Below are 13,461 nucleotides of genomic sequence, written 5' to 3'. Positions count from 1 at the left end.
GTCACATGTGCGGTATAATGGAATTAAGGAGGGATGCGTATGTCTAAGGTGTATCTCGTAGGAGCAGGACCGGGAGATCCGGACCTCATCACGGTGAAAGGCTTGAGATGCATTCAGAAAGCAGATACAATCCTTTATGACCGGCTAGTTAACAAAGAATTGCTGGAGCACGCAAAGGAAGGCGCTGACCTTATTTATTGCGGCAAGCTACCCGATTACCATACGATGAAACAGGAAACGATTAACCGTTTCCTGATTAAATTTGCTACAAAAGGCCATACCGTCACCAGGCTGAAAGGCGGCGACCCTTTCGTCTTCGGCCGGGGCGGGGAAGAGGCTGAGGCCTTGGCTATGAATGGAATAGATTTTGAAATCGTTCCCGGAGTCACATCCGGCATAGCGGCCGCCGCATATGCCGGGATTCCTGTTACTCATCGGGAAGTGAGCGGCAGTGTCGCATTTGTTGCCGGTCATTATAAAAATGAGGCAGAGGACAAAGAGCGCTGGAAAGGTCTTGTTAATGGTGTGGACACATTAGCGGTGTATATGGGAGTAAGCCAGCTCCCCTACATACAGGAACAGCTGCTGTATCATGGAAAATCCCCTGCTACACCTGCGGCCGTCATTCACTGGGGAACTACCGATGTTCAGAAAACCGTGACGGGAACACTCGAGAATATAAATAAGGCTGTTGATCAGCACGGCATTACCAATCCAAGCATGATCATAATCGGTGACGTGGTCCGATATAGGGATCAGCTGAAATGGTTCGGCAAAGACAAATTCCAGAACGCTGTAAGCGAGGCGCTGTAATATGAAACAAGCTGTACTGTATATATGCCATGGCAGCCGGGTAGAGAAAGCAAGGGCAGAAGCTGTATCATTCATCTCCAAATGCATGGAATCCGTTGATGCCCCCATTCAGGAAATCTGTTTTTTAGAGCTGTCAGAGCCTGATATTCTGTCAGGCTTTGAAGCCTGCATCAAAAAAGGAGCGGAAAGCATAGCTGCGGTTCCTGTGCTCCTGCTGACTGCCGCTCATGCAAAGCTTGATATTCCTGAAGAGCTGGAAAAGGCTGGAGCCTTATATCCTGAAATACCGGTTACATATGGGAAACCGATCGGCGTTCAGGGAGATATGGCGGAGGCAGTTCTGGAGCAGCTGCGTCCGCTCCCTAAAGATGAGGATGTTCGGGTACTTCTCACCGGAAGAGGAAGCTCGGATCCTGACGTTAAAAGAGATTTGGGCATAATCGCAAAGGGGATTGCTGAAAGGGCAGAAGGTGTGAACATAAGCCCGTGCTATTTAACGGCTGCAGAACCGTCTTTCTCAGATATGCTCTCAAGAATTGATGATTTTCCGGAAAAGAACATTTACATTGTTCCGTACTTGCTATTTACCGGACTGTTAATGAAAGGAATCGAGAAAGAAGCGAGTCAGCTTACAACCCGTAAAAACATGACAGTTTGTTCATATGTTGGGTTCTCCATGTATGCGGAAAAAGCATTTTTAAGAAGGGTTAATGAGACACTGTCGGCTCTTTCTGAAAAACCGGAAGCGGAGGCAAAATGATTCCTTTCATGATTGACTTAACAGACAAACCGGTTTTGATTGCCGGAGGCGGAGCAGTAGCCGTGAGAAGATTAAAGCTTTTTTTGCGGGAGAATGCGCGCATCACGGTAATCAGCCCGGAAGCAGACGGAGAAATTCAGGAGCTTCATGCAAAAGGATTGCTTGAATGGAAGCAGCGTCCTTTTGCTCTTGATGATCTAACCGGTTATCTTCTCGTGGTGGCTGCCACAGATGACAGGGAAGTCAACAAAAGCATCGCTGTGAATGCGAACCCTTTGCAGCTTGTAAACATTGCAGATGAGGCGATGGAAGGCAATACTCAGGTTCCGAGCCACGCTTCCAAAGGAAGGCTGACGCTTGCTGTGCATACCGGGGGTGCGAGCCCTGCCAGAGCCAGAGAAATCTGTATTGCTCTCTTGAATGAAATTGAGGAAGGCACAATTGATGAACTGGACACATTATATGAGGAACGTCGGGAAAAAAAACGGAGCAAGCGAAAATACGAAGACCTGTAACGGGTCTTTTTTCTTGTTGAAATAATCACAGGTAACGGGAAGAGCTGCTTAAGAAGGATGTGCCAGGAAGAGCTGAGACCCAGGAGGCTGCCAGCCGCATGAAGAAGTGCAGGCAAGGGAAGCCGATCCTCTGCAGTCTATAAACCACTAAAAGCAATCAATCTTCTGTCCGCATGAAAAAGACCAGTCCGCTCGTTACGGCAGTTTGCTCGCCAATACAAGACACGCAGGTTTCATAATCTTATGTATGGTGAACTTCGCAGGTCTATTGCTTGCTGTTTATCTCATCGGGAACTAGTGTGCTTCCTTCCTTTTTCATTTATTCCCCCTTTACGAGCGCAATTCCGCAAAAAGGAGCATGGCTCAGCCTATGCTCCTTTTTGCTTTCATTCTTTCAGCTTTTTGACCAAATCCGGATCCGGCGTAACAAATACCGTCTGCTGGCGGTCATATATAACAAAACCCGGCTTTGAACCGTTTGGCTTTTTGACATGCCGCACGAGTGTGTAATCTACAGGAACGGAACCCGAACTTCTTGCCTTGCTGAAGTAGGCGGCGATGTTCGCTGCTTCCCGGATTGTAGCATCCTCCGGGTTCCTGGATTTAATGACCACATGTGAGCCGGGGATGTCTTTTGTGTGAAGCCATGTGTCATCCCGGGCAGCCACCCGGCTGGTCAAATATTCATTTTGCTTGTTGTTTTTCCCGACCAGTATGACTGTCCCGCTCGTGGATCGGTACTGTTCGAGTACAGGATTAACAGCCTTCGGTTTTTTCCCCTTTCGATCGGGCTTTTTCTTCATATACCCCTCATCCTGGAGCTCTTCCCGGATTTCTGCCAAATCTTTTGGAGAGGCGGTCTCAATCTGCTGAAGCAGATTATCGAGATATTCAATCTCTTGTTCAGCGAGTTTCACCTGTTCGTGGATGTGAGAGACTGATTTTTTTGCCTTTTGATACTTGTTGAAGTAGCTTTGCGCATTCTCAGATGGCGTTTTTTGAGGGTTCAGGGCTATCTTGACTGAACTGCCAGTTTCATCATAATAATTGATCACCTCAGCGCTCTTATCGCCGCGCTGGATCGAATACATATTGGCAGTGAGCAGTTCTCCGTATAGCTGGAATTTTTCTGCATCCTCAGCATCAAGTAATGATTTTTGCAGCTTTTTAATTTTTGACTTATTTTTTTTCAACTCATTTTGCAGAAATCGTTCAAGATCGTTTCCCTGCTGCTTTACCCGGTCCCGGTCGGCTTTTCCGAAATAGTACCGGTCAAGAAGCTCACTTAATGATCCGTATACTTTTCGATCCCCGTTCATGTGCGTAAGGTCAATTAAATAAAAGGCCTCCTTATCTTCGCCTGTTATCATAACAGGCTTCCAATTTCCTTTTTCAAGGGTATCCATCGTTTCTGTAAACGCCTTTGGGAGGGTTATCCTGTTAACCATTCCGGACCGTTTCGTTATTTCTTTAGCCAGAAGGGGGGAAACGCCGGCAAAATGCTGGACAAGCTGCCGATCGAGATTGCCGGCAAAAAAATCAAGTTTTTTAACAACGTCCTCTTCCGTTATCCCGAATGGAGCCATTTTATTCTGTGAAGGGGGAAAGATGTATTCATGCCCCGGAAGCACAGTCCTGTAGCTGTTTACGGCAGGAGGCAGATGCTTAATGCTGTCAATGATTGTCCTTTGCCCAGAATCAACTAGAATCATATTGCTGTGGCGCCCCATTATTTCAACAATCAGTTCCTTATAAGTCATGTCACCAAGTTCATTTCTGCCTTTGACATGGAAAATGATAATCCGTTCCATATCCTTTTGTTCGATCCGTTCAATGACGCTGCCCTCGAGATGCTTTCGCAAAAGCATACAGAACATTGGCGGCGTACTCGGATTGTCATATGTCTCCTTGGTCAAATGCATCCGGGCATAGCTGGGATGCGCTGATATAAGCAATTTATAATTTGCCCCGCCGGAACGAATCTGCAGGACCAGCTCATTTTTATAAGGCTGATAAATTTTAGAGATTCGCCCGCTCTCAAGCTTTCCTTGAAGCTCTTTTGTTATTGCATATGTGAAAATTCCATCAAATGACATGTCCTTCACCCGCTCTGTTTTTCAAAATTTAGTGGAAAAAGCTCTAATATTCTATTCTCTCACAATTATAGCGCGAAGGGCCAGGAACTTTCACTAAAAACACCCGATTTGTCTGGTATTGAAAGGACTGGGCAAGCTGTCATGCTAATTAGTCATGAACCCGTGCTTGTCTGAATAGGATGGAGGTAGAGCAGAGCTTGACCAACATTTCAGAGCAAGGGGTGGATAGGCTGATCATGAAATGGCATGAGATGGAGATTCAAGATGTGGCGGAGTCCGTCAGCACAGACCGGGAATCGGGGCTCTCCGGCAATGAGGTTGAAGCCCGTTATGCTAAGTTTGGCTACAATGAGCTGCAGGAGGCGGAAAAAACTTCGGCGCTTTTGTTGTTTTTAGGGCAATTCAAGGATTTTATGGTGCTCGTTCTTCTTGGAGCAACGGTTATTTCCGCTTTCCTAGGCGAGTACATTGATGCTGTCGCAATCGTAGCTATAGTGCTTATGAACGGAATTTTGGGTTTTTTTCAAGAAAGAAGAGCAGAAAAATCATTAGAGGCTCTAAAGCAGCTATCAGCCCCACAGGTCAGCTGCCTAAGAGAGGGAGACTGGGTGAGGATCCCTTCACGGGAAGTTGTTCCGGGAGATATTATAAAATTCACGGCCGGTGACAGGATCGGGGCGGACCTTCGGCTGCTCTCCGTTAAAAGCCTGGAAATTGAGGAGTCGGCTCTAACAGGAGAATCGATTCCTGTGCAAAAATCCAGTGAAGCGCTAAAGCTAAAAGATCCAGGACTAGGCGATCTCTCAAACATGGCGTTCATGGGAACTCTTGTTACCCGGGGGAGCGGGATAGGCCTCACAGTTGGAACCGGCATGAAAACAGCGATGGGACAGATTGCGGATCTCCTGCAGTCTGCTGAATCGATGGACACCCCCCTGCAAAAGCGCCTCGAGCAGCTTGGGAAGATCCTCATTGTCACGGCGCTATTCTTAACAGCCCTTGTAGTGGGAGCAGGGGTCCTTCAAGGCCACAGTCTTTATGCGATGTTTCTGGCGGGTGTATCGCTTGCGGTGGCTGCCATTCCGGAGGGGCTTCCTGCCATTGTTACCGTCGCCTTATCCCTTGGCGTTCAAAGAATGATTAAGCAAAAATCGATTGTCCGCAAGCTGCCGGCAGTAGAAACGCTTGGCTGTGCATCCGTCATCTGCTCAGACAAAACCGGAACCATGACGCAAAATAAAATGACTGTAACCGATATATGGTCCGGAGGAAAACATTGGAAGGTGTCCGGAACCGGATTTGAGACTAGCGGGGCATTTACTTTTAAAGACCGGACAATCAGCCCGAAAGAGGAAAAGGCACTCCATCAAATATTAACGTTTGGGATGCTCTGCAATACGGCTGAATTAAAGGATGAGGAGAACGAAAGCCGGATTGACGGTGACCCGACGGAAGGCGCCATGCTGATCGCGGGGATGAAAGCGGGACTCACACGGCCATCCTTAAGGAATTCCTTTAAGATTATTGAGGAATTTCCGTTCGATTCTGCAAGGAAGATGATGAGTGTCATTGCAGAGGACTCGGCCGGAAACAGATTTGTCGTCACGAAGGGAGCACCGGATGTTTTACTTGGCCTTTCCGGACAGGTTTTATGGGAAGACCGGCAGGAGTATATGTCCACTAAATACGCGCAGCGCATAAAAGAATCGATTGAAAGCATGGCATCTAAGGCGCTTCGGACGATCGCTGTTGCTTATAAACCCGTCAATCCGGGCCGGGAATTGAATCAGGAGGAAGCCGAGAAGGATTTGGTCTTTGTCGGACTTCAGGGAATGATTGATCCCCCAAGGCCTGAAGTGAAGCTGGCCATCAAAGAATGCAGGGCAGCCGGCATCAAAACGGTCATGATTACCGGAGATCACGTGATTACAGCACGTGCTATAGCCAACCAGCTGGATCTCCTGCCGCCGGGGGGCAAAGTGATGGAAGGTTCGGCCCTTAACAAGCTTTCTGAAGAGGAGCTTGAGAAGACGGCGGAAAACGTCTACGTGTTTGCAAGAGTGTCTCCTGAGCATAAGCTGAAAATAGTCAAAGCGCTGCAAAACAGGGGTCACATTGTTGCCATGACAGGTGACGGCGTAAACGATGCGCCTGCCATTAAAGCAGCGGATATCGGCATATCCATGGGAATTACGGGAACGGATGTAGCTAAGGAAGCGTCCTCGCTCATTCTGGCAGATGACAATTTTGCCACAATCAAATCGGCTATTCGCGAAGGACGCAATATTTATGAAAACATTCGAAAGTTTATCCGTTATCTTCTCGCTTCCAATGTAGGGGAAATTCTCGTGATGCTCTTTGCCATGCTCCTTGCATTGCCCCTGCCGCTGGTTCCAATTCAAATTTTATGGGTAAATCTTGTGACGGACGGACTTCCGGCCATGGCTCTCGGCCTTGATCAGCCAGAAGGAAATTTGATGAGCCGGAAACCCCGTCATCCGAAAGAGGGTGTTTTTTCAAGAGGGCTTGGTTGGAAAGTGCTATCTCGAGGGTTCTTAATAGGAGCAGCGACCCTGGCTGCCTTTATGTTTATCTATTACAAAGATCCTGAGAACCTCGCTTATGCCCAGACAATTGCTTTTGCCACCCTTGTGATGGCCCAGCTTATCCATGTTTTTGATTGCAGGAGCGAGAAATCAATCTTTGACCGCAATCCTTTTGAGAATCTTTATCTGCTCGGTGCCGTGGCTTCTTCCATTCTGCTCATGCTGGCCGTAATCTACTATCCTCCCTTGCAGCCGATTTTCAAGACGGTCGCGATTGAACCAAGAGACTGGATTCTGGTTATGGGAATGGCCGCACTTCCGACATTTTTGCTGGCAGGTTCACTTTTAACAAGAAAATCCTGAGCTGGTATGGTATAATTCACAAGGTAATAGCGAGTCTATTACCTTTTTGTTTTTCATCTTTTGCTAGAGCGGATTATTGACGGATTAGCAACGGATGATTGAAGCGGTCTCTGGGCATGTAAACGGATAGCTGGAGCGGCGGATATCAGCATCATTGTTTAATAAAGCCTTATTTTATTGGCTTAGCAGGAACAGAATGTGCAAGAGAACCAGCCTTTGAGAAAATCTGCACAAAACGGCTTCTTCTCAAGTGCCAGGAATAAGGAATGAATCAAACCAACTCCCGCACACTGGAAGTGATGAAGATGATTGCCAGCATGACAGGGTTTGGAAGGGCAGTACGCGAAAAAGATGGAAGAAGGATCACTGTCGAAATGAAGTCCGTTAACCATCGTTTCTGCGAGATTAGTATAAAAATGCCTAGACAACTTATGTCCGTTGAGGATAAAATCAAAAAAGTAATCTCGGCCCGCATTCGGAGAGGCCGGTTAGAAGCATACATAACGATAGACGGAGAACCGATCACCAAGCAAACCGTCAAAGCGAACTGGAATCTATTGGATCAGCTGGCCGGTGCAGCGGAACAGATGAAGCTGAGATACGGGCTTGCAGATCAGCTGACGATTGATAGTCTTCTGCGGATGGAACATGCTTATGATGTTCAGGAAGAGGATTCAGACGATCAAGCCGGATTGCTGGAAGCGGTATTGCTGGCTGCAGAAGACGCAGTCGGTGCGCTATTTCAAATGAGGCTTGCGGAAGGAAACCATTTATTGCAGGATATTCAGAAACGGCTTGAGGAAGTACAGGCCGCAGCCGATGAAATTGGGGAATTGGCGCCGGGAGTACAGAGAGTGTACAGAGAAAAGCTTGCGGCCAGACTGAAGGAGATGCTTCAAGCGGATGCAGATGAATCGAGAATCCTGACGGAAGCTGCTCTTTTTGCTGAAAAAGCGGATATTACCGAAGAAGTGACCCGGATTTACGGGCATATAATGCAATTCAGAGAAGCGCTTTCTTCAAAGGATTCGATAGGACGGAAGCTTGATTTTATCGTTCAGGAGCTTAACAGGGAAGCGAATACGATCGGGGCTAAATCAAGTGACGGCAGGATTTCCGCAAAAGCGGTGGAGTTAAAAAGCATGATTGAAAAAATTAAGGAACAGGTTCAGAACGTGGAGTAGTCGCCTGTTTAGACCGCGGTTTTTCAGGCTAAACTAGAGCTGGTATCCTATAGGGGGAGCAAACGTTGAACATTAAACTTATTAATATCGGTTTTGGGAATATTGTATCAGCCAATAGAATCATCTCAATTGTTAGTCCTGAATCCGCGCCGATCAAACGGATTATCCAAGACGCCAGAGACCGCGGCATGCTGATTGATGCGACTTATGGACGCCGGACGAGAGCCGTAGTCGTTATGGACAGCGATCACATTATTCTCTCGGCAGTCCAGCCTGAAACAGTCGCCCACAGGCTTTCAAATAAAGAAGATTTACCAGATGAAGGGTAGGAGTTGTAAGAAGCTATGAAAGAAAGAGGACTGCTCATTGTCCTTTCTGGTCCCTCGGGAGTTGGCAAAGGCACAGTTAGAAAAGAGATCTTTTCACAGGATGATACAAAATTCCATTATTCCATTTCCGTCACGACACGAAAGCCTAGAAACGGTGAGGTGGACGGCATTGATTATTTCTTTAAATCCCGCGGGGAATTTGAAGATATGATTAAAAACGAAAAGCTGCTGGAATGGGCGGAGTTCGTTGGCAATTATTATGGAACGCCGGTGGATTATGTAGAGAAAACGCTAAGCGAAGGAAAAGATGTATTTTTGGAAATAGAGGTTCAGGGGGCCCTGCAGGTCAGAAAAGCGTTCCCTGAAGGTCTGTTCATATTCCTGATGCCCCCTTCCCTAAGCGAGCTCAAAAACCGGATCGTAACACGCGGAACGGAGTCTGACGAAATCATTGAAAACCGCCTTCTGGCTGCCAAGGAAGAAATCCTGCTGATGGATGCTTATGATTATGTCGTTGAAAATGACCAGGTTAATCTTGCATGTGACCGCATTAAAGCAATTGTCACAGCTGAGCATTGCCGCAGGGAGCGGGTTGCCCCGCGTTACAAAAAGAAAATTTCGGAGGTAGAATAATACGATGCTAAACCCTTCTATAGACTCGCTTATGAACAAATTGGATTCTAAGTACACACTTGTTACGGTAGCTTCAAAGCGTGCAAGAGAAATGCAGATCTACAAGGACCAGCAGATTCAAAAGCCGGTTTCCCATAAATACGTAGGAAAAGCACTGGAAGAGATTGATGCAGGACTGCTTTTTTACGACAAAGAAGAAAATTGATTTTTCATGCTGGCTAAAGCTGACTCCGCAAGCGGGGACTTTTACGAAGCCATGTTAGCAAAGGCTGTTCCGGGCTTCCCCGTCAAACCGGGGCGGCCTCTTTTTAATGGTCAGAAAAAACGGGTCCCTCATGCTCTGAAACAGGGGGGACCTCGTCCAATGCAGGGGCTTAAGAGGACGCAGGCCCAGGCAGGTTGCCACTTGTTATGACAAAGCGGAGTTTCCTTTCGGGCATCAGCACGTTTGTCCCCAGCAGATTTTTAGCCTTCTGCTTTGGGATTGGGCGAAAACTTGGTAAGATAGAAGAAGAATTTATGAAGATTGCGGGGGTTTGCAATGGGAGACAGAAAAAGAATTCTACTTGGAGTAAGCGGCGGCATTGCGGTATATAAGGCAGCCGCCCTAACAAGCAAACTGACTCAGGCAGGCTTTGAGGTTAAAGTCATTATGACGGCTTCTGCCTGTGAATTTGTATCGCCGCTCACCTTTCAGGCACTTTCAAGGAACGATGTCTATACAGATACATTTGATGAAAAAGACTCCAGAGTTATCGCTCATATAGATCTGGCTGATTGGGCGGATCTCGTCATGGTTGCACCTGCGACTGCCAATGTGATCGGGAAGATTGCCAATGGTCTGGCTGATGATATGCTGACCACTGTCCTTCTGGCCGCCACTGCCCCTGTCTGGATTGCACCCGCAATGAATGTACACATGTATGAGCATCCGGCTGTAAAGCGAAACATACAAACCCTTTATGAGGATGGATACCGCTTCGTAGAGCCAAGCGAAGGCTATTTAGCTTGCGGCTATGTAGGACGGGGCAGGCTTGAAGAGCCAGATAAAATCACAAACCTGGTTAAGAGTCATTTTCAACCCGCTGAATCCGGACCTTTATCTGGAAAGAAATTGCTTGTCACAGCAGGTCCGACAGTCGAACCGATTGATCCGGTGCGCTTTTTTTCAAATCGCTCTTCAGGTAAAATGGGCTTTGCCATTGCTGAAAAAGCAGCTGAGTTCGGCGCGGAAGTCACCCTCGTATCCGGTCCATCCAGCCTTGAAGACCCGGCTGGCGTAACGGTGATACGAGTTCAGACAGCTGAGGAGATGCTGCATGAGGTCACCGGGCGCTTCGCTAGTCAGGATGCAGTGATAAAATCAGCGGCGGTGGCTGATTACCGTCCGGCCCACCCTCAAAATCATAAAATGAAAAAACAGGATGGGATGCTTTCCATTCAAATGGAGCGGACCCCTGATATTTTAAAAGCTCTGGGAGAAACAAAAAAGCATCAATTATTAATCGGCTTTGCTGCCGAAACAGATCATGTCCATGAGTATGCGATGCAAAAGCTAAAAAGGAAAAATCTTGATCTGATTATATCAAATAACGTAAATCAGGATGGGGCAGGCTTTGCCGCCGATACGAATGTCGCAGCCATTCACCGTAAGGACGGAACCGTTACAGAATTGCCTCTTATGTCCAAGAAAAAAGTAGCGGAAGCCATTCTTCTGGAGGCAGCCGGAATGCTAGCCGGCAAGCAGACGGAATGAAAATTGCCCGTATTATTGTAGATGTGCCTGCTATGCAGACAGACAGACCGTTTGATTATCTTGTTCCTGAAAAATGGCAAAGTGTAATTGTACCCGGGCTAAGGGTAATTGTTCCCTTCGGACCGAGGAAGGTTCAGGGGTTCGTGACAGAAGTCGCTGCCGCCTCAGATGTCAGCAAGCTGAAAAGCGTTGCAGGCCTGTTTGATTTAACCCCGGCTCTTACAGGAGAGCTTTTGGAGCTTGGGAAATGGCTGACGGAGAAGACGCTGTGTTTTCAAATATCCGCATTTCAAGTGATGCTTCCGGCTGCAATGAAAGCAAAATATGAGAAAAAGATCTGCCTCACCGGATCTTCGGAAGAGCTTGCTCCAGACCTGCGGCCGCTTTTCCATAAGCAGGCTGAGATGGACTGGAAAGAAGCTGAAGCCCATGGTTTATTCGCTTCCCTTCAAAAAGAAATAAAAAATGGAACACTTGAAGTGGTCTATCAGGTTACCCAAAAAGGAAAACAAAAAAAGGTAAGACAGCTCACGATCGCCGAAGATGCTGAATTCATTAAAAGGACAGCTGATGCCATGCCTGCCCAGGCCGCTAAGCAAAAGGCGATTCTCGAGTATTTTATCAAATCAGAAAAGACGGCTGCAGGAGCGTTCGAACTGAAAGAGAAAGCGGATGCCTCCGATGCATCGGTCAAAGCTCTGGTGAAAAAAGGAATCCTGATCGAGACTTGGGAAGAAATTTACCGCGATCCATTTGAAAACAGAACTTTTCAGCCGACCGAGAATATGCCATTGACAGACGAACAGCAAAAAGCTATTGCTCCAGTGCTGGAATCGATTGATTCTCACCGCCACGACGTATTTATGATGTACGGAGTGACGGGAAGCGGAAAAACAGAAGTGTATTTACAAGCAATCGACCGCGTAATAAAAGAGGGCAGGGAGGCCATAGTACTTGTACCCGAAATTTCGCTGACTCCTCAGATGGTGGATCGATTTAAAGGACGTTTCGGTTCAAAAGTAGCTGTATTGCACAGCGGATTGTCCACAGGGGAAAAGTATGATGAATGGAGGAAGATCCAGCGCAAGGAAGTGCAGCTGGCGGTAGGGGCGCGTTCTGCCATCTTCGCACCTTTTGAAAATATTGGAATCATCGTTATCGACGAAGAGCATGAATCAAGCTATAAGCAGGAAGAAAATCCGAGGTATCATGCCCGGGATGTGGCGATTCGGAGAGCAGAAACCTATCACTGCCCCGTCGTTCTCGGCAGTGCAACACCTTCGCTCGAATCCTTCGCAAGAGCAAGCAAGGGCGTTTATCACCTCCTGCCTCTCAGAGAAAGGGTAAACCGGCGGGAGATGCCCGAAGTGAGCGTCGTTGATATGCGGGAAGAGCTTCGGTCCGGCAACCGTTCAATGTTTTCTGCGTCCCTTTTGGAACAGCTGCGCCTGAGACTTGAGAAGAAGGAGCAGTCCGTCCTCTTTTTAAATAGAAGGGGATTCTCATCCTTCGTTATGTGCCGCGACTGCGGGTACGTCATTCAATGCCCGAATTGTGATATATCTTTGACCTATCACCGGCAAGGCCATAAGCTGAAATGCCATTATTGTGCGCACGAAACGCCTATGCCTGCTGATTGTCCGGAATGCAGCAGCGAACATATCCGCTTTTTCGGGACAGGGACCCAAAAGGTAGAGGAAGAGCTGGCAAAAGTTCTCCCTGAGGCACGCGTAATCCGCATGGATGTCGACACGACCTCCAAAAAAGGCGCCCACGCGCGTCTGCTTGGACAATTTGGAGAAGGAAAAGCTGATATTCTTCTGGGCACTCAAATGATTGCGAAAGGTCTTGATTTTCCAAATGTCACGCTGGTTGGTGTGCTTGCAGCCGACACCATGCTCCATCTCCCTGACTTCAGGGCAGCAGAAAAAACGTTTCAGCTCCTGACTCAGGTTAGCGGGAGGGCCGGACGGCATGAACTGACCGGTGAGGTGGTCATCCAGTCTTATACGCCAGAACATTACAGCATCCAGCTCGCTAAAAACCATTATTTCGACGGGTTTTATGAAAGGGAAATGACCGAGAGAAAGCAGCATGCTTATCCTCCGTTTTTTTTCCTTGCAGTTGTGAATGTTTCCCATCCGGATTTGCTGAAAACAGCTGATGTTATGGAGAGTATTGCACAATTTCTCAAGCAAAATCTTGACCGGGACACAAAAGTGCTCGGGCCTGTTGCTTCTCCAATCCCCAGGATCAAAAATAGATATCGCTATCAATGCATGTTAAAATACAAACGGGATGAAAAATTGATTCCGGTCCTGAGGAAAATCATGGATCGCTATCAGCAGGAAATGGCGAGAGACGATTTGGCCATCTCCATTGATTTAAATCCCTCAACACTCATGTAACGCATTTATCTATAGATAAATCGTGCGAAAAGAGCCGGTGTTTCAGGTTTACTTGTGA

Annotated in this window: 11 protein-coding genes; 10 read left to right on the top strand and 1 reads right to left on the bottom strand. The window is 47.4% G+C overall.

What is annotated here, in order from left to right; translation table 11 throughout:
• The first annotated feature begins 39 nt into the window (after positions 1-39).
• The 3 genes from cobA to ACQCVE_RS04005 are packed head-to-tail and all read left to right on the top strand — an operon-like array spanning position 40 to position 2,088.
• Complete coding sequence (gene cobA, locus ACQCVE_RS04015) at positions 40-813, top strand: uroporphyrinogen-III C-methyltransferase (protein ID WP_426861699.1); 774 nt, start codon at positions 40-42, stop codon at positions 811-813.
• A gap of 1 nt (position 814) precedes the next feature.
• Positions 815-1,573 (top strand): sirohydrochlorin chelatase, encoded by a 759-nt coding sequence (locus tag ACQCVE_RS04010; RefSeq protein WP_426844509.1) that lies wholly within the window; start codon positions 815-817, stop codon positions 1,571-1,573.
• The gene (locus ACQCVE_RS04005; protein ID WP_426844508.1) at positions 1,570-2,088 is read left to right on the top strand and encodes a precorrin-2 dehydrogenase/sirohydrochlorin ferrochelatase family protein; all 519 of its coding nucleotides are present in this window, start codon (positions 1,570-1,572) and stop codon (positions 2,086-2,088) included. Before ACQCVE_RS04010 ends, ACQCVE_RS04005 begins: the two co-directional genes overlap by 4 nt.
• Before the next feature lie 386 nt (positions 2,089-2,474).
• Here ACQCVE_RS04005 and ACQCVE_RS04000 read toward each other — a convergent pair whose 3' ends face one another.
• Positions 2,475-4,184, bottom strand: a complete 1,710-nt coding sequence (locus ACQCVE_RS04000; protein WP_426861697.1) for an Rqc2 family fibronectin-binding protein — start codon at positions 4,182-4,184, stop codon at positions 2,475-2,477.
• Positions 4,185-4,420: 236 nt separating this feature from the next.
• On the opposite strand from ACQCVE_RS04000, the gene ACQCVE_RS03995 reads away from it, so the two are divergent.
• From ACQCVE_RS03995 to priA, 7 genes are all read left to right on the top strand, one after another.
• Positions 4,421-7,093 (top strand): cation-translocating P-type ATPase, encoded by a 2,673-nt coding sequence (locus ACQCVE_RS03995; protein WP_426861776.1) that lies wholly within the window; start codon positions 4,421-4,423, stop codon positions 7,091-7,093.
• 266 nt (positions 7,094-7,359) lie between these two features.
• Positions 7,360-8,277 carry a YicC/YloC family endoribonuclease gene (locus ACQCVE_RS03990; protein ID WP_426844506.1) on the top strand — a complete coding sequence of 306 codons (918 nt, stop codon included), beginning with the start codon at positions 7,360-7,362 and terminating at the stop codon, positions 8,275-8,277.
• A 65-nt stretch (positions 8,278-8,342) separates the two neighbouring features.
• Positions 8,343-8,606: an extracellular matrix/biofilm regulator RemA gene (gene remA, locus ACQCVE_RS03985; RefSeq protein WP_426844505.1), complete on the top strand. Its 264-nt coding sequence runs from the start codon at positions 8,343-8,345 to the stop codon at positions 8,604-8,606.
• Between the two features lie 15 nt (positions 8,607-8,621).
• Entirely contained in the window at positions 8,622-9,239 is a 618-nt protein-coding gene (gmk, locus tag ACQCVE_RS03980) for a guanylate kinase (RefSeq protein WP_426844504.1), read from the top strand.
• Between the two features lie 4 nt (positions 9,240-9,243).
• The gene (gene rpoZ, locus ACQCVE_RS03975) at positions 9,244-9,444 is read left to right on the top strand and encodes a DNA-directed RNA polymerase subunit omega (RefSeq protein ID WP_426844503.1); all 201 of its coding nucleotides are present in this window, start codon (positions 9,244-9,246) and stop codon (positions 9,442-9,444) included.
• 336 nt (positions 9,445-9,780) lie between these two features.
• Positions 9,781-10,995 (top strand): bifunctional phosphopantothenoylcysteine decarboxylase/phosphopantothenate--cysteine ligase CoaBC, encoded by a 1,215-nt coding sequence (coaBC, locus tag ACQCVE_RS03970; RefSeq protein ID WP_426844502.1) that lies wholly within the window; start codon positions 9,781-9,783, stop codon positions 10,993-10,995.
• On the top strand, positions 10,992-13,403 hold the full coding sequence (gene priA, locus ACQCVE_RS03965) for a primosomal protein N' (RefSeq protein WP_426844501.1): 2,412 nt from the start codon (positions 10,992-10,994) through the stop codon (positions 13,401-13,403). Before coaBC ends, priA begins: the two co-directional genes overlap by 4 nt.
• Positions 13,404-13,461 lie beyond the last annotated feature (58 nt).

It is taken from the genome of Metabacillus sp. 113a (assembly GCF_050107635.1).
Classification (GTDB): domain Bacteria; phylum Bacillota; class Bacilli; order Bacillales; family Bacillaceae; genus Metabacillus_B.
Note: the sequence above shows the minus strand (reverse complement) of the source record. Positions and strands in the feature narration are given on the sequence as shown.

Coding starts and splice junctions, on each gene's coding strand:
- cobA (WP_426861699.1), top strand. CDS start 40: ATGTCTAAGGTGTATCTCGTAGGAGCAGGACCGGGAGATCCGGACCTC.
- ACQCVE_RS04010 (WP_426844509.1), top strand. CDS start 815: ATGAAACAAGCTGTACTGTATATATGCCATGGCAGCCGGGTAGAGAAA.
- ACQCVE_RS04005 (WP_426844508.1), top strand. CDS start 1,570: ATGATTCCTTTCATGATTGACTTAACAGACAAACCGGTTTTGATTGCC.
- ACQCVE_RS04000 (WP_426861697.1), bottom strand. CDS start 4,184: ATGTCATTTGATGGAATTTTCACATATGCAATAACAAAAGAGCTTCAA.
- ACQCVE_RS03995 (WP_426861776.1), top strand. CDS start 4,421: ATGAAATGGCATGAGATGGAGATTCAAGATGTGGCGGAGTCCGTCAGC.
- ACQCVE_RS03990 (WP_426844506.1), top strand. CDS start 7,360: ATGAATCAAACCAACTCCCGCACACTGGAAGTGATGAAGATGATTGCC.
- gmk (WP_426844504.1), top strand. CDS start 8,622: ATGAAAGAAAGAGGACTGCTCATTGTCCTTTCTGGTCCCTCGGGAGTT.
- rpoZ (WP_426844503.1), top strand. CDS start 9,244: ATGCTAAACCCTTCTATAGACTCGCTTATGAACAAATTGGATTCTAAG.
- coaBC (WP_426844502.1), top strand. CDS start 9,781: ATGGGAGACAGAAAAAGAATTCTACTTGGAGTAAGCGGCGGCATTGCG.
- priA (WP_426844501.1), top strand. CDS start 10,992: ATGAAAATTGCCCGTATTATTGTAGATGTGCCTGCTATGCAGACAGAC.